At 60.6% G+C, this 20,174-nt stretch carries 16 protein-coding genes and 1 pseudogene; 11 read left to right on the top strand and 6 right to left on the bottom strand.

Annotation, left to right across the window (positions count from 1 at the left end; all coding sequences use genetic code 11):
- Positions 1-382: 382 nt before the first annotated feature.
- Positions 383-1,723, bottom strand: coding sequence for an adenylosuccinate lyase (gene purB / locus PHP59_RS01455; protein ID WP_300162487.1), 1,341 nt, complete (start codon positions 1,721-1,723; stop codon positions 383-385).
- Between the two features lie 146 nt (positions 1,724-1,869).
- Here purB and PHP59_RS01450 point away from each other — a divergent pair, with 146 nt between their 5' ends.
- Positions 1,870-2,712, top strand: a complete 843-nt coding sequence (locus PHP59_RS01450; protein ID WP_300162484.1) for a hypothetical protein — start codon at positions 1,870-1,872, stop codon at positions 2,710-2,712.
- Here the strand turns inward: PHP59_RS01450 and PHP59_RS01445 are convergent.
- Positions 2,639-3,658, bottom strand: a complete 1,020-nt coding sequence (locus tag PHP59_RS01445; protein ID WP_300162481.1) for a mechanosensitive ion channel domain-containing protein — start codon at positions 3,656-3,658, stop codon at positions 2,639-2,641. The genes PHP59_RS01450 and PHP59_RS01445 overlap by 74 nt on opposite strands.
- A gap of 93 nt (positions 3,659-3,751) precedes the next feature.
- Here PHP59_RS01445 and PHP59_RS01440 point away from each other — a divergent pair, with 93 nt between their 5' ends.
- The 4 genes from PHP59_RS01440 to PHP59_RS01425 all read left to right on the top strand — a co-directional run bounded on the left by PHP59_RS01440 (position 3,752) and on the right by PHP59_RS01425 (position 7,959).
- Complete coding sequence (locus tag PHP59_RS01440) at positions 3,752-5,761, top strand: ATP-dependent DNA helicase (protein WP_300162479.1); 2,010 nt, start codon at positions 3,752-3,754, stop codon at positions 5,759-5,761.
- Positions 5,762-5,940: 179 nt separating this feature from the next.
- Positions 5,941-6,381: a methylated-DNA--[protein]-cysteine S-methyltransferase gene (locus tag PHP59_RS01435; RefSeq protein ID WP_300162476.1), complete on the top strand. Its 441-nt coding sequence runs from the start codon at positions 5,941-5,943 to the stop codon at positions 6,379-6,381.
- A gap of 35 nt (positions 6,382-6,416) precedes the next feature.
- Positions 6,417-7,331: a ketopantoate reductase family protein gene (locus PHP59_RS01430; RefSeq protein WP_300162473.1), complete on the top strand. Its 915-nt coding sequence runs from the start codon at positions 6,417-6,419 to the stop codon at positions 7,329-7,331.
- Between the two features lies 1 nt (position 7,332).
- Positions 7,333-7,959: a molybdenum cofactor guanylyltransferase gene (locus tag PHP59_RS01425; RefSeq protein WP_300162470.1), complete on the top strand. Its 627-nt coding sequence runs from the start codon at positions 7,333-7,335 to the stop codon at positions 7,957-7,959.
- 146 nt (positions 7,960-8,105) lie between these two features.
- On the opposite strand, the gene PHP59_RS01420 is transcribed toward PHP59_RS01425, so the two are convergent.
- Complete coding sequence (locus tag PHP59_RS01420; protein WP_300162468.1) at positions 8,106-8,924, bottom strand: dihydroorotate dehydrogenase electron transfer subunit; 819 nt, start codon at positions 8,922-8,924, stop codon at positions 8,106-8,108.
- Entirely contained in the window at positions 8,917-9,807 is an 891-nt protein-coding gene (locus tag PHP59_RS01415; protein WP_300162465.1) for a dihydroorotate dehydrogenase, read from the bottom strand. Before PHP59_RS01415 ends, PHP59_RS01420 begins: the two co-directional genes overlap by 8 nt.
- A 662-nt stretch (positions 9,808-10,469) precedes the next feature.
- Between PHP59_RS01415 and PHP59_RS01410 the strand changes: the two genes are divergently transcribed.
- From PHP59_RS01410 to PHP59_RS01400, 3 genes are all read left to right on the top strand, one after another.
- The gene (locus PHP59_RS01410; RefSeq protein WP_300162462.1) at positions 10,470-11,342 is read left to right on the top strand and encodes a lactate dehydrogenase; all 873 of its coding nucleotides are present in this window, start codon (positions 10,470-10,472) and stop codon (positions 11,340-11,342) included.
- On the top strand, positions 11,335-13,785 hold the full coding sequence (locus PHP59_RS01405; protein ID WP_300162458.1) for a DNA-directed DNA polymerase: 2,451 nt from the start codon (positions 11,335-11,337) through the stop codon (positions 13,783-13,785). The genes PHP59_RS01410 and PHP59_RS01405 overlap by 8 nt, the downstream gene beginning before the upstream one ends.
- Before the next feature lie 139 nt (positions 13,786-13,924).
- Positions 13,925-15,298, top strand: a complete 1,374-nt coding sequence (locus PHP59_RS01400; RefSeq protein WP_300162456.1) for a PAS domain S-box protein — start codon at positions 13,925-13,927, stop codon at positions 15,296-15,298.
- 210 nt (positions 15,299-15,508) lie between these two features.
- Here PHP59_RS01400 and PHP59_RS01395 read toward each other — a convergent pair whose 3' ends face one another.
- The gene (locus tag PHP59_RS01395; RefSeq protein ID WP_300162453.1) at positions 15,509-16,669 is read right to left on the bottom strand and encodes a transposase; all 1,161 of its coding nucleotides are present in this window, start codon (positions 16,667-16,669) and stop codon (positions 15,509-15,511) included.
- Between the two features lie 559 nt (positions 16,670-17,228).
- Here PHP59_RS01395 and PHP59_RS01390 point away from each other — a divergent pair.
- The 3 genes from PHP59_RS01390 (at position 17,229) to PHP59_RS01380 (ending at position 19,704) form a co-directional block, all read left to right on the top strand.
- On the top strand, positions 17,229-18,221 hold the full coding sequence (locus PHP59_RS01390; protein ID WP_300162450.1) for a TIGR03557 family F420-dependent LLM class oxidoreductase: 993 nt from the start codon (positions 17,229-17,231) through the stop codon (positions 18,219-18,221).
- Positions 18,222-18,274: 53 nt separating this feature from the next.
- On the top strand, positions 18,275-18,664 hold the full coding sequence (locus PHP59_RS01385) for a cupin domain-containing protein (RefSeq protein ID WP_300162447.1): 390 nt from the start codon (positions 18,275-18,277) through the stop codon (positions 18,662-18,664).
- A 782-nt stretch (positions 18,665-19,446) separates the two neighbouring features.
- Positions 19,447-19,704, top strand: coding sequence for a hypothetical protein (locus PHP59_RS01380; RefSeq protein WP_300162445.1), 258 nt, complete (start codon positions 19,447-19,449; stop codon positions 19,702-19,704).
- A gap of 114 nt (positions 19,705-19,818) precedes the next feature.
- Here the strand turns inward: PHP59_RS01380 and PHP59_RS01375 are convergent.
- Positions 19,819-20,174, bottom strand: a pseudogene (locus PHP59_RS01375) (tRNA-ribosyltransferase); the annotation flags it as partial.

The raw sequence follows: 20,174 nt of genomic DNA, 5'->3' as shown, positions 1-20,174 counted from the left end.
GACGTGAGTGATCAGAAGAGCCACCCTGGCAAAAGAATGAGGATTCAACAGGGCCGGGTCTCCTGAAATCCGCCATAATCCCGTCTCTTTTCGTGCCCTTATCGCAGGAGTACCGGACGGCCATGATGTCGGGCATTACCTGTAGTCATACACTGGCTCAGGGGGCCGGGAAAGACCCGGTTCCCTCGATGCGTTGCATGAAAAAACGTCTCTATGGTTTGATCTGAAAAGACGCCCAAAATGGTCCCTGATGAGGGACTTTGTTCTTGAAACCGGGGGCAATTTAGCCATATTCGGGGGGGTCGTACCTCATCGCCCGTGCCGACCACCCCCGGCTAAGGGGTCATTGGAGAATATGTTTCCAGAGCCGAAAAAAGATATTTCAGGCCGAGAGGGGCCTGAGTTTTTCGACGACGCGGTCGACCTGCTCGACCGCGGTGCCGATGTAGTTGTCCGGGTTGAGGAGGACGGCGATCTCTTCGGAGGAGAGGACGACCGCGACCTTCGGGTTCTCTTCGAGAACGCCGGCGATGCTCCTCTTCTCCGCGAGGGCGGTCATGCTCGCCACACGGACGGCCTCGTGGGCGTCCTGCCTGCCCATGCCCCGCCTGGTCAGTTCGATCATCACCGACTCGGCCAGGTTCACGCCGTGGAGGAGGTCGAGGTTCTTCCTGATGTTCTCCTCCCTGATGGTCAGGCGGTCGAGCACCCTGGTCATCACGTTGAGGATGTGGTCGGCGAGGACAGAGGCCTCGGGAAAGACCACCCTCTCGCAGGAGGAGTTGGTGAGGTCGCGCTCGTCCCAGAGGGTGTTGTTCTGGAGGGCGGGCTCGACCATCGAGCGGACGATGCGGGCGAGGCCGCAGACCTGCTCGCTCTTGATCGGGTTCCTCTTGTGGGGCATCGTCGAGGACCCGACCTGGTTCTTGCCGAAGGCCTCCTCGACCTCGGCGATCTCTGTCCTCTGGAGCGACCTGATCTCGACCCCGATCTTGTCCAGGGTGGTGGCCATGTTCGCCAGGAAGAGGACGTACTCGGCGTAGCGGTCGCGGGAGATCACCTGGTTGGAGACGTCGACGGCAGAGAGTCCGAGGTACGCCATCATCGCGGGCTGGACCTCAAGCCCCTTCATGCCCAGGGCTGCCTGCGTCCCGACGGCGCCGGTGAGCTGGCCGACCGCGACTCTTGGCCGCATCTCGCGGAGGCGCTCGATGTGCCTGCCGACCTCGCTCGCCCAGATCGCGAAACGCAGGCCGTAGGTCGTCGGCACCCCGTGCTGGCCGTGGGTGCGTGCCACGCAGACGAGGTTTTTCGTCTCTTCGGCGCGGCGGAGGAGGACGGCGAGGAGATTCTGGAGTTTCTCCTCGACCAGGTCCATCGCCGCCTTCATCTGGAGGCCGGTGGCCGTGTCCAGGATGTCGTTCGAGGTGGCGCCGAAGTGGATCCAGCGCCCGGCGTCGCCGCAGACCTCGGTGACGGCCTTGACGACGGCCATCATGTCGTGGTTGATCTCGGCCTCGATCTCGTTCGCCCGTGCGAGGCTGGCCTCTCCCGCGCACTCCTTGATCGTCGCCGCGGCATCGGCCGGGATCACGCCGCACGCCGCCTCGGCCTGTGCGAGGGCGACCTCTGCCGCCACTATGCACCTGAACCGGTTCTCTTCGCCCCAGACGGCCTTCATCTCCGGAGTGCCGTACCGGTAGTCTATCGGGTGGATCGCCATGGGGAATAGTGTCGGCGTGCGGTGATAAAAGGGGTGTGCGTCGGGATAGGAGACCGGTCGGCCAGGGAAAAGATGAAGATGGGATCCATCCCGCCCCCGGCCCATGGTCCGGGAAATATTATGGCGATTGGGATAAAAATTGACATATGCAAACCCCCGGCCACCTCTTCTTCTGTTTTGCCATCTGTCTTGCCCTCTGCCTCATCGCCGCCGGGTGCACCGGCCTTGCGGGAGCGCCGGAGAACGAGGCGACCGTCGTCCTCCAGCCCAACGCCCCCGGCCTCCCGCTCACCGGGATCTGGAACATCGTCCTGGAGAAGACCGGCGCGACAAACGAGACGGCCGTGCTCAACAGCGCCGACCTCATGATCGGGGCGGACGGAGAAATGGAGAGGATGAGCCTTGAGTTCTGGGACGGGAGCGAGGGCAACGCGGATCTGGTCCATGTTGATCTCTCGTTCTTTCCTGACAGGGCAGGGAAGATCTCCTGGTCACGAGCGGCATCTGAGTCGGTGCCGGTGAGCCTCCACCCCCTCGACGTCCTCGGCGAACTGGAGCAGGTCGACTTCGCCGACCTCCACCTCGGGAAAAAAGGGCTCTGGATCGAGGTCTCTGGATCGAGAGGCTCGATCGGGTACGGCGGCGGGGACTACGACCTCGCCCTCCTCGAAAACGGCACCTTCACCCCGCTCAGGGAGGTGCGGTTTGCCGGGGACGTGCAGGGGTGTCCGATCACTATCATGGGGAGAGACGGTCAGGGAGGAAACGTCACCATCACCGAGACCCGCGATTTCCTCTTCTGGCGTGACGTCAGGACGTCCACCACCTACCAAGAACCCGACCCCGAGCGGGAGAACATCGTCGCCTTCGTGCCGGAGAGTCTGGCGATGGCCGACCATCTCTCTCTCCAGCCGTTCATTCCCCAGAGGGACGGCAGTTCCCAGGTCCATCCTCTCTCTCCCCCGGCCTGCCGGTCGGCATCCGGGTAGATATAGGTTGTGACCTGACCGCGAGGGCCCCGCCGATCTCCAGGGTGGCGCTTGCGACCCTGAAACTCTCCGACGCCTCTGCCGCCGCGAGGACGGCCCGGCTGATCCTGTCCTTCACGGCCCTCCTCTCCATCACCGGGGCGATGTACCGCACCGTCACCCCGACCCAGTTGTCGGTGAGGGCGACGAAGGTCATGGGCTCGACGCTCCGCCTGGTGAGATAGTACTCCTGCCTGATCCGGTCGATCTCCTCTCCGGCCGCATGGACCGCCTCCCCTGTCTCCTCCCGTGCGATGGCGAGAAATGTCTCTGCCGCCTCCTCCCAGTCGCCCCCATACGCGATCGGGACCGTGACCTCGTCCCAGAGGAAGGTGAAGTTCCGGGTATAGTTGCTCACCGCCCCGGAGATGATGGCGCTGTTCGGGACAGAGGTGATGCGGCCGTTCGGCTGGTCGCCCGAGACCCACCCGCCGATCTCCATCAGCACGGTGTTCAGAAGGCCGATATCGATCACGTCCCCGGCGTGTCCGTCTATCTCGACCCTGTCGCCGATGCTGAAGGGCCGGGCGATGAGGATGATCAGGCTCCCGACAAAGTCCTTGAAGACGTCCTGGAGGGCGATGGCAAGGCCGGCGGCGATGATCCCGTACGAGAGAAGGAGGGTCTGGGGGTTCTCGACCCAGATCCTGATCACCACCGCGAGGATCAGGACGAGGGAGATGATGGACACCGCCTTCCTCACCGAGTACCGTGCTATCTCAGACCTGACCGCCCTGGTCAGCACCCTCTCGGCGCCGAGCCTGAGGAGGAGGTGGATGACGGCGACGGTGAAGACGGTGAGCGCGAGCTTTTCCAGGAGCAGGTCGGGGTAGAGCCTGTCGGCCGCCCAGAAAAGCCCTGCGGTGAGAAGGAGCGCGATAAATATGGCGACGTCCCCTTTTGCCATTCCCATCCCCCCTCCGACCTTGTCCTCCCCTCTCTTAACCCTTTGTCAGACCGACCCAATACTACATCTGGCCCGCCGACAAAGAGATACAGAATGGACCCGCTTGATGACTGGTTCCCGTATCCGGCCTTCCGCCCCAACCAGCGCGAGATGCTGGCATTTGCCGCGGAGACCGCGCGGTCCGGCGGGATCGCCATGATCGACGCCCCGACAGGGAGCGGGAAGTCGAGCGTCGTCTCGGCCCTCCTCGCCGAGCGCAACGGGCGCAAGGTGATCGTGGCGGTGCGGACGATCTCGCAACTCGCCACCTTCATCAGGGAACTCGCCCTTGTCAGGAAGAAGCAGCCTTCGCTGACGTTCTCGTACCTTGTCGGCAAGGGCTCGATGTGCCCGCTCGGCGGCGAGGGCGATCCGTACAGGCGGTGCGAGGGCGTCAAGGCCTTCTCCTCGGCACTGATGCGGGAGAGGGCGCAGAAGGGCTCGCTCGTCCCCTCGGAGGACCGGACGATCCAGGACCAGATCCGGCACCTGGACCCGGAGCACCCCCTCATCTGCCCGTACTTTATCAGGAGCAAGGTGTTTGTGCGGGGCGACGAGGAGAGCGCCCTGCGGATGGCGTCGTCCGTGACTCTCAGGCAGAAGGCCGACAGGGTGAAGAGCGAGGCGATCGCCCCGGAGAACCTGAAGTCCTTCTGCAGCGGCATGTGCCCGTACGAGACGATGATGCAGGCGGCGCGGGGGGCCGACGTCCTCATCTGCAACTTCCACCACCTCTTCAACGACGAGATCAGGGACCAGCTCTACGCAACCCTCGACGTCGAGCCCAAAGACGTCCTCCTCCTCATCGACGAGGCCCACAACTGCGGCGACGTCGTGGAGGGGATCCAGAGCGTCGTCCTGGAGGACGAGATGCTCGGGCAGGCGATGACCGAACTCGCCCACCTCTCGCGGACCATGAAGGACGTGAACGCCGTCCGCCAGATCCTCCCCAATATCGAGACATTCATGGAGGCCCTCAGGCGCTCGGAGAAGGGGGAGGACTGGTTCGACCCCGGGATCTTTCATCGGTCGGTGGTCAGGGGTTCGCTGTACAAAAATCTCGAAGAGATCGTCGGCGACCTCTCCAGGATCGCCGAACGCATCTCCGAGAAGAACAAGAGCGCCGGGGTCTACAAGGAGAGCGCGATCGAGCGCCTCACCGACTTCATGTACAGGGTCTTCCGGGCCGGGGCCGACCCGACCTTCCTCACCCTGTACCGCTCTGCCGAGGGGAAGGTGGAACTGGAGGTGCGGAACATCGATCCCGGCGAGAAACTCCAGGAGATCGGGCAGGCTCACGCCGCCTGCATCCTCATCTCCGGCACTCTCTCGCCCCTCGACGCCTACAGGAAGTACTACTTCGGCGACATCCCTGTGCAGACCCTCTCCCTCCCGAACAGTTTCCCGAAGGAGAACCGTCTCGTCGCCTGCGGTCGGGATGTCACCACCGCCTACAGGATGCGCCAGAACAAACAGAACACCGAGAGGATCGTCGAGTACATCAGGGCGTTCGCCCATGCCCGCGGCAACCTCGCGGTCTACTTCCCCTCGTACCAGATCCTGAACACCTACGCGCAACTCTGCGGCGGCCGGATCAACGGGAAAGAGATCTTTACCGAGCCGAAGGAGTCCAGGGAGGCGACGGCCTCCCTGAAGGAGTTCGTCTCCCTCCCGCAGAAAGGGCGGGCGGGTATCCTCTTTGCCGTCTGCGGCGGCAAGTGGAGCGAGGGCCTCGACTACCGCGGCGAGATGCTCCGCGGGGCGATGGTCGTCGGCCTCCCACTCGCTCCCTACAACAGTGTCAGGAAGATGGTGATCGAGTACTACAAGCACAAGTTCGGGCGCGAGGGCGAGTTCATCTCGTACACCCTCCCCGCGATCAACAGGGCCACCCAGGCCCTCGGCCGGGTGCTGCGGACACCGGAGGACACCGGTGTCCTGGTGCTCGCGGAGGAGCGCTTCCTGGACTCGGGCGTCTTCGCCGGCCTCCCTCCCTGGATGCAGCAGGAGATGGAGAGGTGCGACGTCGTCAGGTTCAGGGAACTCGTGGCGAAGTGGAAGTAGAGGGCCGAGGATTCCCGTGCCGGGGGACTTTTGCCCCCGGTCCCCCCACCATTGGGATAGAGGTGAGATGTTTCCCTCTCCTCAGATGGACAATGTATCTTCCCTGATTTAATGCACGACATTCTCTCCCGACCCCCACCACCACCCTTTTCTTTCACGACGCAGAACCCACCTCCAGGATGGGAGTGCAGGAAGGAAGTTGCCCCTTCGGGCTCTGGCATGTCCATGTCGTCTGGTCAGGAGACCGCGTCCTCCAGGTGCGGTTCGGGCGGTCGCCTGCCCCGGCACCCGCACCGGCTCCCTTTTTTCGGTACCTTGCCGGCGACCACGACGCCCTCGTCGGCCTTCGGAGCGCGGCAGTCGAGGGGGACTCCGTCTATGCACGGATCTACAGGGCGGTGCAGGCGGTCCCGTACGGGGAGACGGCAACCTACGGGGAGGTCGCTGCACGGGTGGGAACGGCGGCGCGGGTCGTCGGCAACGCGATGCGGGCCAACCCGACACCCCTCGTCGTCCCCTGCCACCGGGTGGTGGCGAAGGGCGGGATCGGCGGGTTCTCCCCGTCGGTTGATCTGAAGCGGACCCTCCTTGCCATGGAGGCGGGAAGACGGATATCTTAAGCCCCTGCGGCACAAATCTATGGAGTGATTTTTCCATGAAAGTGCTGATACTCGGAGCCGGTGCGGTCGGGCTCTCCCTTGCGGCCAGGCTCTCCAGGTACTGCGATGTCCATGCCGTCTGCAGAAAGCGGCATGCCGATGCGATCGCAGAGCGCGGTTTTCAGATGACCGGCCTCTGGGGCGAGGGGACATTACATTTCTCCGCCTCGGATACGGTGCCCGAAGGCGAGCGCTACGACTATATCTTCATCACCTCCAAGTCGCTTGCCACCAGGTCGGTCTGCGAGGAGTTCGCCGACGTGATCCGGGACACCGAGACTGTCAGCCTCCAGAACGGCATCGGGAACGAGGAGATCGTCGCGGCGTACACCGACCATGTGATCGGCGGCACGATCATCACCGGCTTCGAGTGGACAGGGGACGCCTCCGTCCATGTCTCGGTCGTGGGCGGCCCGATGAAACTCGGCCGCTTCCCCGACGGCCCCGACCCGAAGGTCGACGCCCTCGTCGCCCTTGTCGAGAAGGCAGGCATCCCTGTCGAGGGGAGCAGCCATATCAGGGGCGACCTCTGGGCGAAAACCCTGTACAACTCGGCCCTCAACCCCCTCGGCGCCCTGATGAGCGTCCCGTACGGGAAACTCCTCCACCCCATGACCTGGGGGATCATCGAGCACGTTGTCAGGGAGGCCTTCGCCGTCATGGCGCGGGAGGGTGTCCGCGTCCCCTGGTCAACGGCAGAGGACTACCTCGCATATCTTCATGACGTGCAGGTGCCGAGCACGGCAGAGCACCACGCCTCCATGCTCCAGGACATCAAGCACGGGCATCTGACCGAGATCGACTTCATGAACGGCGAGATTGCCGCACGCGCGACGAAGTACGGCATACTTGCTCCGTACAACAACTGTATCACAAAGCTGATGCACTTCCGCGAGTCACTTCTGGGGTAACATGCGGACGGGCATCGTGCTGGTGGGCGGCGAGGGGCGCCGGGCCGGGGGCGTGGAGAAGTATCTCTTCGAGTTCTGCGGCAAGACGTTCATCGAACGGCTCCTGGAGACCCTGAGGGGGGTGGTCGACGAGATTGTCATCGTGGCACGGAACAGGGAGCAGTGCGCCCGTTTTGCCGGCTTCGAGGATGTCGTCTGCATCTCCGACCTCAGGCCGGGTCTCGGCCCCATCGGCGGCCTCCATGCCGGGTGCCTTGCGGCGCACGGCGAGGCGCTCTTTGTCGTTGCCTGCGACATGCCCTGCATCAACGGCGGGGTGATTAACGCCCTTTTTGACGGTCTCGACGATTTCGACGCTGCCATCCCCTTCTGGAACGAGGAGATGTACGAGCCCCTCCATGCCGTCTACCGCCGCTCGGCGGTCATGGACTACCTCAGGGAGCACGAGTCCCTCTCCCTGCGGGCGATGATCCGGAGTCTCAACGCACGATATATGGATGTGGAGTCTTTCCGGGAAATGGACCCTGACCTCCTCACTTTCATGAACATCAACCATATCCACGACCTGGAGAAGTTCAGGGCCCAGTTCGAGGTGAAAACCGGGCCAGGGTCGAGGACTGATACCTGAATCTTTTTTTGCCGTGGAGAGATCCTCACCCCCTGGAGGATAGCACCTCTCGTCCCGAAAAGGAAGAGGGCCTATCCCGGGTCATTCACTCCCGGCGTCGGCCTGTCCTCTGACAATTACCGGGCCGCAAAAAAGTGGGGGCTCTATTATTCTTCCTTCGTCTCCGGCTTTTTCGGAGCTTCGGGGTGGAGCGGCGGGAAGTGGACCCTGCGGCCGCTGGCGTCGCGTGTATATTTCCCGAACTCGGTCTCGAGGAGACTGTCCCCGGTGAAGACCGGGCCGTCCCGACAGACCCGCAGGCCGTGCGGGTCGGTGGCGCAGGACCCGCAGACGCCGATGCCGCACTTCATGTACCGGTGGAGGGAGAACTGGCCGCGCTCCGCGATGCCCGCCTTCTGGAGACGGTCGAGCACCTTCACCATCATGATCTCCGGGCCGCAGACGCAGATATGGTCGTAGTCGGAAAGGTCGATCTCGTCCATCAGGTCGGTGACAAAGCCGTGGCGTCCGTCAGTCCCGTCGTCTGTGGCGATGCGCAGGGTGCACGCCGCCCTGATCAGCGGGGCGAAGAGGAGTTCGTCTTTCGTCCGCGCTCCGAGAAGGAAGGTGCTCACCTGTCCTGCCGAGACGAGGTTGAGGAGAGGAGCGGCGCCGACGCCGCCGCCGATCGCGAGAGTCTTCCCGCTCACGGTGAACCCGTTGCCGAGAGGCCCGCGGATGCCGAGGCGGTCGCCGACCTGCATCGCGAAGAGGGCCGAGGTGGCGTCCCCCACCTTCTGGACGGTGATTGAGTGGCCTGAGGAGAGGGCCATCGGGATCTCGTCGATGCCCGGCACCCAGACCATCACGAACTGGCCGGGCGAGGACGGAATGGCCGGGTCGAAGTAGAAGGTCCTGATCGATGGGGTCTCCTGCACGATCGCCTTGATCGTCACCGGCACCGGCATCGTGGGGATCTCAGTCATGGTGCGCCGCCCCCACGATCTCGTCGGCCGCATGGCCGTCCTTTGCATACAGATCCCGCCCGATCCGCTCGAAGACCCGCACGTCGTCGACGACCGCACTCCCGATCTCGACCGCCTGCGCACCGGCCATCATCATCTCGACGACGTCGTTGGCCGTCGAGACCCCGCCGCACCCGATGATCGGGATGGAACAGGCCTCGTACAGGTCCCAGACACACTTCACCGCGACGGGGAAGATCGCCTTCCCGGAAAGCCCGCCCGATTTGTGGCCGAGGACAGGCAGGCGGAGTTCGGTGGAGATCCGCATCGCCCGCACCGTATTGACGGCCACGATCGCGCTCGCCCCGCCCTGCTCTGCCGCCTTCCCGATGGTCGTGATGTCGGTGACATTCGGGGTGAGTTTGACCCAGACCGGCAGGCCGTACGAGGCGACCGCCCGCGTGCACTCGAGCACCGTCTCCGGATCAGTCCCGATCGCCGCCCCGTACCCCTCGGCATGCGGGCAACTCACGTTCAGTTCGAAGGCCTGCGCCTGCCCGGCGAACCACCCGGCGACCTCTTTGAACTCCTCGGGATTGCCGCCGAAGATGCTCGCGACCACCGGTTCGCCCTTGAGGGGCTCCAGTTCCTCGACAAAGTTCTTCGACGGGTTCGGGAGGCCCATCGCATTGAGCAGTCCGCAGTCCGTCCTGATCAGGCAGGGGCCGTGGTGGCCCGCATTGGGCGCGGGGCCGATGGACTTCGTGACCACGCCGCCGGCACCGAGCCTGAGCATCCGTGAGAGTGAGGCGCCGGTCGTCCCGAGGACGCCGGCCGCAAGGATGAGGTGGTTTCTCAGGCCGACGCCGCCCGCCTCGACATCGCCAGGTTTGAGGGTAATCATCCTGATGAGATTGTGGGTCAGGATTAATATAGTGAGTGTCACCCGGTTTCCCGGCCCGGGCGCCGGAGGACGTTCGGCGGGGAATGGGAAGCCGTTGCCTCCCTCACGCTTTCCTGCAGGTTTTCTCGAAGGCATCCGGCACACATATACCCCGTCGGACCTCGAAGACCCAGATCCGTGGCAGATCGAAGATGTGCCTGAACAAAAAATATCTGGTTTTCTGTTTCTTGAACTTACGATTGTTCATTTCTCCGGTTCTAACAGGTCCCGGAAAGACAGAGTCGCAATCTTGAAGGGAGATTGCCATTCCCCCTCCTATCATAATGGAGGGGGTCCGGGGGGCTTGCCCCCCGGAGAAGCTCTACTACCTTCCCCTAACTGCTTGCCGGGGGACTACGCCGAAAATCAAAGATTTTCTCGACCTCGCTATCTCTCGTTCCCCGCTCAGGATTGGGCGGGGGAAGAGTGAACGTGAGATCCGAGACGGGAGCTTGCCATGCCCTCTTCTTCTCCCCCACTCTTCTAAGAAACGGCCGATAGATCCAGGGGAGTTTGTCCCCAGGATCTCATCCATCAATGACGATAACCGATAGACTTTCCCTGCCGCATCCGGCCACCCAAGATTCTACTATTTATGATTGGCATTCCCATAGAGAGATCATATGACCAGCCTCGCTGTGATCGGAACCGGCAGAGTCGGCGGCGAAGTCGCATTTCTTGCCGCAGCGCAGGGGCTCGTCGACGACCTCATCCTCTGCGACGCCGTCAAGCCCCTCGAACGCGCGCAGGTCCTTGATATCGGACACGCGGCCTTCGACGTCTCGATCGGGACCGACCCCGCCCTCATCAGGGACGCGGACATCTGCGTGTTTACCGCGGGCAGCCCGAGAACTCCCGACGTCAGGACGCGGGCAGACCTCCTCTCCGCAAACCTCCCTGTTCTCGGTGACTGCTGCCGCCACCTCGGCTCCTTCGGCGGCGTCCTTATCACCGTCACCAACCCCATGGACGTGAACAACTACTACCTCAGCCACTGCCTCGACCTCGAACCGTCGCGGTGCATCGGTTTCGGCGGGCAACTCGACAGCGCTCGCTTCGTGTACAGGCTGGCAGAAGACGGCGTGCATGCCCCAGACGCCCTGGTCCTCGGCGAGCACGGGGAACATCAGGTCCCGGTCTTCTCCCGCCTCAGCGTCCCCGTCCCCGGGGAGCAGCGCGACGCGGTGCTCGCCCATCTCAGGGGTGCGAGCATGGAGGTGATCAAGGGAAAGGGCGGCACGGTCTTCGGGCCCGCCGCGCATATCGTCAGGCTGATCGAAGCGGCGCTCGGCAGACGGCCCGACGAGGTGATCCCGTGCTCATGCATTGTCGACGGTGAATACGGCCTTTCAGGTCTTTCTCTCGGCCTCCCTGCCAGGATCGGCAGGGAAGGAATCAGGAAGATCGTCGAATGGGACCTTGACTCATGGGAAAGGCAGAAACTCGAAGAAGCGGCATCGTTCATCGGGAAACTCTGCAGGGATATCCATGTCTGAGAAACAGGCGACCCTCTTCGAGGCCGCACAGCCCGGCATCAGGATCGCGATCAACCAGGTGGAGTACACCGTCTCGGGCACAGGCCCGATCGTCCACATCTTCGGCCGCGAACCCGACGGCAGGGCCGTGCACCTCCAGGTGACAGGCGTGCGGCCGTATTTCTATGCGCCTGTCGACGAGGTTGCGGAGATGGTGGCAAAAAAAACCCTCCCCTCTCAGGTCACCGCGGTGGACGATCCCCTCTACCGCTCGATCAAGGGCGAGGACCTGAAACGCCTGTACACCTTCAGGCCGACGGACGTGCGCGACATCCGTGACCTCTACTCGCACCACTTCGAGGCCGACATCCCCTTTGCGACGCGCTATATGATCGACGCCGGCCTCACCGGCGGGGCCGAGGCGCCCGCGGAGATCGCCGACCAGACCGAGGTCTCCCCCGCGGAGGTCGAGGCCCCGGCACGCCTCTGTTTCATCGATATCGAGTGCGAGGACGTGCGGGGCTTCCCCGAACCCGGACGGGACGCCATCATCTGCATCACCGCCTGGGACTCCTTCGACGACGCGTACTCCACCTTCCTGTACGCCTCGGCCGGCACCTCGCCGCAGTTCTCCGAGGAATGGACCGCAAAGAACGGCTGCCTCTGGAAGGGTAAGAGCAGGCACACCGTCTGCTCGTACCCCACCGAAGTGGAGATGCTGAAGGCCTTCGTCGCCTATATCAGGGAGAAAGACCCCGACATCCTCTCCGGCTGGAACTTCACCGACTTCGACTTCCCCTACATCACCGGCAGGATGCAGGCACTCCGCCTCAACCCCGCCGACCTCTCCCGCCTCCCCGGAATGACCGAGCGGGCCGCGGTGCGTGGCCGGGCCCTCTTCGACCTCCTCACTGCCTACAAAAAACTCCAGCCCTCGCAGAAGGAGTCGTACCGCCTCGACGCCATCGCCGAGGAGGAGGTCGGCGAGAGGAAGGTCCGCTACACCGGCACGGTCAGCGGCCTCTGGGCCGACGACCCGGAGAAACTCGTCGAGTACAACTGCACAGACGTGGAACTCTGCGTGCGCATCAACGAGAAGAACAATATCGTGGACTTCTACAGGATGATCGCACGCTACGTCGGCGTACCCCTCGACCGCACCCTCAACTCCTCGAATGTCATCGACATCTACATCCTGAGAAAGGCGCACGGCAAGTTCGTCCTCCCATCCAAGGGAAACGTCGTCGCCGACGAGTTCGAGGGCGCCACCGTCTTCGAGCCCTCCCTCGGCGTGAAGGAGAACGTCGTCGTCCTCGACCTCAAGTCCCTGTACCCGATGGCGATGATGACCATCAATGCCTCGCCCGAGACCAAGGACCCGGCAGGCGAACTCACGGCGCCAAACGGCATCAGGTTCAGGAAGGAACCTGACGGACTGACCCGGAGCATCCTTGCAGAACTGATGACCGAGCGCGACGCCCTGAAAAAGCGCCGGAACGAGCACCCGTACGGCTCGCCAGGGTACACCCTCCTCGACCTCCAGCAGGGCGTGATCAAGGTGATCATGAACACCTACTACGGGGTCTCCGGTTATTCCCGGTTCAGGCTCTATGACCGGGAGATCGGCGCCGCTGTCACCTCGGTCGGCCGTGCGATCATCGGGCACACGCGGCAGGTGATCACCGAAATGGGCTACTCTGTGCTGTACGGGGACACAGACTCGTGCATGGTCGAACTCCCGAATGCACCCCTTGAGGAGACGATCGCAATGGCCCGCACGATCGAGGCGCGCCTCAATGAGAGTTACTCGGTCTTTGCCCGGGAAACCCTCCATGCCGACCGCCACTACTTCTCCATCAAGTTCGAGAAGATTTATGCCCGCTTCTTCCAGGCAGGCAAGAAGAAGCGGTACGCAGGCCACCTGGTCTGGAAGGAGGGAGTCGAGGCCGACAAACTCGACATCGTCGGTTTCGAGATGAGGAGGAGCGATTCGCCCCAGATCACGCGCGAGGTGCAGGAGCAGATCCTTTCCCTCATCCTGAAGGGGGCCCCGCTTTCCGAGGTGAAGGCCTTCCTCGGCAACGTGATCAGGACGTACCGCCGCGGCGGTTATTCCCTTGACGAGGCCGGGATCCCGGGCGGCATCGGGAAGGCGCTGGAGGAGTATGAGATCAAGGACGCGCATATCAGGGGTGCGGTCTACTCAAACACCTATCTTGGCACCGACTTCAAGAGGGGGAGCAAGCCAAAGAGGATCTATATCAGGTCGGTGACGGCGAAGTACCCCCAGACCGACGTGATGGACTTCGAGTACGCCGATCAGGTGCCGCCCGAGTTTGTGGTAGACTGGGAGACGATGCTTGAGAAGACGATCAAGCAACCGATCGAACGGATCATCGAGCCCCTGGGATGGACCTGGACCGACGTCGACCCTTCCCGGACGACGCTCTTCGACTTTGCGTGAGGGCGCTCGTTGCCTGAATCTCTGTATTCCCTGGCCTGTCAGGGCGGGATGGTCCGGCCCTCTCGGATCCCTGTTTGATTGTGGGACGAAATACCAATATATTTAATTTGCGCTGGCCGGCGTATGTTAGGTGTGTTTCATGGACGAGAACGAGGATAAATATCACAGGGTCTTAGACCTCCTTCAGAGGCAATATCCGCGGGGCATGTCTATCTCGGCCATCGCCAGGGACGTGGACATGAACCGCGGTTCTGTCTCCAAATACCTTGAGGTGCTCCTATCAAGAGGAGACGTGCGCATGGAACCCTTCGGCAAATCGAAGGTATACACCGCATCGCAGAGGGTGCCCTTTTCAGATCTTTTTGACTATCTTTCCAATGCCATCGTGATCCTTGATGCCGATCTCCACATTCTCATGGTGAATAAAAATTTTATCACGACATTTGGCATCCTCAGGGAACGGCATGTCATGGGCCGGGGCCTGTACGATATGGGCCTGCAGCTCTTCGACGACCAGTCTATCAGGCGGAATATTGAGAGGGTCAGGCAATCTGAGACTTTCATCACTGAGATGCAGTACATCGAGGACGGGACAAACCGGATCTTTCTCATCGAATTTTTCCCGACTGTCTCCTATGCCGGGAAACCCGGGATCATGATCAGCCTCAAGGACATTACCCGGTGGAAAAAGACGGAAGAAGCATTGAAGAACACTGAGAAGAAGATACGGACGATCTTTGAGACCGTTCCAAGTGGTATCATCTTCTTTGAGGCTGATGGAACGATTCTTAATGCGAACCAGGCCTCTCTGGACCTTCTGGGCATCAAAAGTTTTCAGGACCTGATGAATGCGAATTTATTCGATATCTCCTGCTATAAGGAGAAGATCCAGGGCCTGATCCTGCAGGCAAAGGTGGCTGAGATCGAACTTACCTGTGATTTTGATCGCCTGAGGAGAGGAGACCTGATCCCCACGACACGATCAGGGGTCGCGTATTTCTTTGTGGTCTTTGCCCCGATCGCTATGGAAGGTGGCGGTGTCCCGCACGAGTTTGCGATCCTGTTCAGGGACATTACTGCCGAAAAACTTGCCCGGAAGGAACTGATCTTCAAAGAAACCCGGTATAGGTCGTTCTTTGACAACACCTGCAATGGCGTCCTGATCTACGAGCCGATCGATGACGGCAACGAGTACCTCTTTAAAGATATCAACAGGGCGACTGAGACTATTCTACAGATGAAAAAGGAGGACCTGATCGGGAAAAAACTCTTTGAGGAGTTTCCTGACCTCCCGGATCCTGATGTCCGTGACGCGCTGATCCGGGTGCTTACCACGGAAAAACCCGAGTTCCTTGCGCCTCTCCAGTACAGGAAGGGGAAAAACTTCCCCTGGATGTCACATTATATCTTCAAACTCCCCTCAGGTGAGATCGCATCCTTTATGGTCGACGTCTCAGAGGCAGTGCGGGAGGACGCAGCCTCCCGGACGCGGGACTATTGTTCCCATAGGTGAGAGGCCGGGGTCGGTGGTGTTCGGGAGGAACGTCGGACATGGGGATTGTGATCCTGCAAATCCGGGAGCGGGCGACTGGTCCCCAGGGGAGTTCTGGTGCTCACTGTGGTCAGGTCGGGTGACTGCTCCCCCGACTTCAGTCGGGGGCATCCTGGGATGAACGGAAACTTCTGCGAAGTTTCCTTGAGGCACGGCCTTCGGTCGTACCTCTTACCCCTGAGATTGCAGTCCCAATCTCATAATATTGATCGCCGCGTTCTGGTCGCGATCCATCACCAGCCCACAATGCGGGCAGGAGTGGACACGATCAGAAAGTGTCTTTGCGACGATCATTCCACATCTGGAGCACATTTGAGACGTATTCCTGGGGTTCACCAGGATCACGCGTGAGCCAGCATCCTCCGCTTTGCTCCCTGTGATCGCGATGAACATATTCCAGGCAACATCTGCAATGCTTTTTGCCAGATGGTGGTTCGGCATGACAACGCGCCGCGGCGCGTTGTCAGCACGCGGAGCCTGACGTGTTGCGTCACGCCCGCGTTTCTGCATGTTTGTGATATTCAGATCCTCGAACACAATCGTCCCGAACCGGTCTACCAGTTGACGGGAGGTCTGATGAGCAAAATTGAGCCGTCTGTTGGCGATCCGTTCGTGGATGTGTGCGACGATCTTTCTGGCTTTCTTCCGTTCAGGTGTTCCTTTCTCTGCCTTTGAGAGTTTCCTCTGTGCTTTCGCAAGCGCTTTCTCGTCGGTGCGGAAGAACCGGGGGTTCTCGATCTTCTCTCCATTCGAGAGGGTGGCGAAGGACTCTAACCCGACATCGATCCCGACTACCGTCTCCTTCTGCGGTGCGGGAGTGGGTTCGTATTCGACCGAGAAGCAGGCATACCACTTCCCGGTTAAAGACCGCCTGATCGTGAGCGTCTTGATCGTTCCTTCGACCGGACAGTGGAGGACGACCTTCACGTCTCCGATCTTTGAGAGGTGGAGACGATCTCCATTGAGTTTGAACCCCGACTGTTTGTAGGTGATACTGTCGTACCGTCCTTTCCCCTTGAACCGTGGGAATCCAGGTTCTTTCTCGCCTGCTTTCACCCGTTGGAAAAACGCTTTGAAGGCAAGATCAACGCGCATCTGAACATTCTGAAGAACCTGAGAATAGACCGTAGAAAGTTCAGAACGTTCCTTTTTCCATTGGGTCAGGATCCTATTAGTTTCATAGAGAGAGATGGAATGCTGCTCCTGTTCCCACGCGTTCTTTCGCAATGCGAGCGTATCGTTATAGACCCACCGACAGATCTCAAGCGTTTGCTCCAGAAGAGCAACCTGAGACTTTGAGGGATAGAGTCGATACCGATGTGCCTTACGCATTGCGGGGGCATAGGATTTGACGCATAATTATAGTATCGGAGGACGGCATTCATCCCCCCACGAAAGTGGGGGGCCTTCTGCCTCTTTTCTTCGTAAACTCACAGATATAGTTTTGTGTCATTGCTCGCCATTGGGAATCTATCTCTACGCCGGTATGAGCCCTGAGAGATCCGGCCCGTGCTCCCCCCTTATACTGTGATCTCTCTGGCATGGGCGCACACAAATGTCGGATTCCTGAACCTTGCTCGTCCTCATGCATCTCTCGCCGGCCACATTATCCCGGAGTCCCGCGGGGCATCGGCGATCAATAATGGGAAACTATTTTAGTAATGACGGGGATGATCCACTGTGGATGAAATGTCCACACAGAAAACAGATCCATTAGGAAACCAATCTGGGTAGAACAACCGGGCCCCTGTATGCACAATGTGGGTTCTGCAGAGAGGACCGCAGATGATCTACACCACCAGTACGTACCCACGGTCACGTATCAAGGTTTGTGTGATCTCGCGTCTGCCCGATGATGGAAACCTTATGGTATCTATTGGAGGTCAGATACATGAAAACAAAAATTGGTTATTTTGCATCCCTGGAACAGTATAAGCCAAGGGACGCGCTTGAACAGGCAGTACGGGCTGAAAAGGTAGGATTCGATTCCATCTGGGCCGACGACCATTTCCACCCCTGGTATCATGACAATGCTCAGTCTGCTCAGGCATGGGCATGGATGGGTGCAGCACTGGAGGCAACGAAGAACATCTTCTTCTCAACCTGCATCACCTGCCCGATCATCAGGTACAACCCTGCGATTGTCGCCCAGACCTTTGCTACTCTCCGCCAGATGTATCCCGGGCGTGTGGGTGTTGCCGTGGGTGCCGGTGAGGCTATGAACGAGGTGCCGGTCACCGGCGACTGGCCGAGTGTTCCGGTGCGTCAGGACATGACCGTCGAAGCGATTGAGGTCATGCGCAAACTCTGGGAGAGCGACACACCTGTCACCTTCAAGGGCAAGTACTTCACCCTCGACAAGGCGTTCCTGTACACCAAGCCCGACGACGAGGTCCCCCTTTACTTCAGCGGTCTTGGTCCCAAGGGTGCGAAACTTGCCGGGAAATACGGCGACCACCTCATGACCGTTGCGGCTGATCCGGCAACCCTCAAGAACGTCACCATCCCGAAGTTCGAGGAGGGCGCACGTGAGGCAGGAAAGGACCCGAAAAAGATGGAGCATGCCATGCTCATCTGGTACTCGGTCGATCCCGACTATGACAAGGCCGTCGAGGGCAACCGCTTCTGGGCCGGATGTCTTGTCCCCTCCATGTTCAAGTACAAGGTCTATGACCCCAAGGAAGTCCAGCTCCACGCGAACCTTGTCCATCCCGATGTCATCAAGACGAATTATATGTGCGCAACCGATGCCGAGGGTATGATCAAGGAGATCGAGAGATTCAAGGCGGCCGGTATCGACCACTTCTGTCTTGGCAACTCCAGCCCCAACGTCAACCTGGGCATCGACGTCTTCAAGGAAGTCATCCCTGCTGTAAAGGACTGAGGGTCCTCAGGACATCTCCTTTTTACTGGCAGAACAGGGATAGTGGTGAGGTTATGAAAAAACAAAACATCGCTGAGGTCTTTGAGAATGGCGCTATGCTCTTCCCGACCCATGAACTGGAGGCGAAAGATGCGCCGTGGTATCAGCACCCTGAGTGGAAGGGGGTCTTCTTAAAGGATCTCGTTCTGGGAAATGATACCGGAGATGCCTTCAGTTACCATCTTGTCCGTGTACAGGGTGGCTGCGAGGTTGGCGATCATGTCCACAGTGACCAGTGGGAGTGGAACGCGATTCTCAGGGGATCCGGGGTCTTTGTCTTCGATGAGAAGGAGATCCCTTTTCAACCGGGCTATACCTTTGCAACGCCTCCGGGTGTCCGTCACATGGTCAGTGCCGGCAGTGAGGAACTGATGCTCCTCGCAGTGTTTATCCCGCGGGGGTGAAGATGGCAGAGGGGGAAGTGTGCGCCTCTTCCAGAGGTGCACATGTGCAATTCCTTCGGAAGTGCACAGACTCAGGCCAACAGGTGCGTGGATGACACGGCACAATCAACGAATTGTGCCAGTCAGGAAGATGCTTTGCATTTTTCGTGCAGCGAAGCCACTCTTCCCGTTCACCCCAGGATGCCCTCGACGAGAGGTAGTGCCCCAGAGTAACTGAAAATCAATTTTCGGAAATCTGACAGAATTACGTTGAGCACTAACCGGCTCTGGAGAATTCCTATTCTGGAGTGCCTGTGCCGACTACGCCCCCTGACCCCGCGTTAGGATTGGGGTGGGACGGCAATCCCTCCTTCAAATACCCTGTTCGCTCTTCCCTGGCACTATCCTCATTTCGGGGGTCCGGGGGCGTTCGTCCCCCGGTGATCTGTAAGGGGAAGGAGGGGATCCGCGTTCACTCTGTTGAAAGATTTTTGGGCTTCGAGCCCGTTGTAGAAACGAACCACCTGTCTCTTGAAAGCAGACATGCGTCTTAGAACACGTATAGGAAATTAATTTTAAAATGCAGACCCGCTCCCCAACCCAATGGTAGGGGTGGCAGGTTCACAGAGCGGAGCATTATGATCTCTTCCTTTTTCATAGGAAATCCTCACACTCTGGTTGGGGTAACACCTCTAATCCCACAGTGAGAGTGCGGATCCACCGCCTTCTCTATCCTAAATGGGGGACAACCGACGAGAGAGTCGAGAAAGCCGGAGGGCTTCGCCCCCCGTCACCCTTACGAGGTGAACTACCCCGGCCTGAAGACAGGGGACTTCCCGCTCCGCCCCCTTCACCACCGCAAGTTAAAGGGTACGGCGACGGCATCGTCGAGGACCGTCGGCCACCATCTGCAAGAGGCCTGCCTGGACGGGATACAGGTGCTGTACCTCTCCCTTGACCTGACAGACCCGCTGACCCCGACGCCGTCCCCCTCTTCGAAGACCCCGGCTTCTTCTTCGCCGGCGTCACGGCATGGCCCGGCGGCCGGGACAGACTGGTGATGCAGTACCTGAACAATCTCAGGATCCCGTACGCGTCTTTCAGGATGGCGTCGGAGGAGGACCGGGAACTCCTTGCCTATGTGCGACAGTGTGCGGGAGACCGGGCCGGACCCCTCACAGCCCCCGGAGCACCGCCGCAAACTCGTCCAGGTACTCCTGCGTGCTCAGGCTGCCGTCAGGAAACTTTAAAGTCTCGTCCCTGCACCGGGCGATCGTCTCGTCGGACGGTACGAGAGTGACAGGCACGCCGGTGCGGGCCGACGCCGCCCGCATCGCCTCCCGAAACTCGCCGAGGCAGTAGGCCACCCGGTGCCTGTATGTGCCGCGGGTCTTCTCCAGGTACGCCGCAACGCGGACCGTCTCGATCCGCAGGAACGACCGGTGGACCGCCGGGTCGGGAGAGCGGCCGAGCATGTACCTGTACGAGGCATAGGGGTAGATCCTCGCAAGTTCCCGCGGCACCACGCCGC

Source organism: Methanofollis sp. (assembly GCF_028702905.1).
GTDB lineage: Archaea > Halobacteriota > Methanomicrobia > Methanomicrobiales > Methanofollaceae > Methanofollis.
Note: the sequence above shows the minus strand (reverse complement) of the source record. Positions and strands in the feature narration are given on the sequence as shown.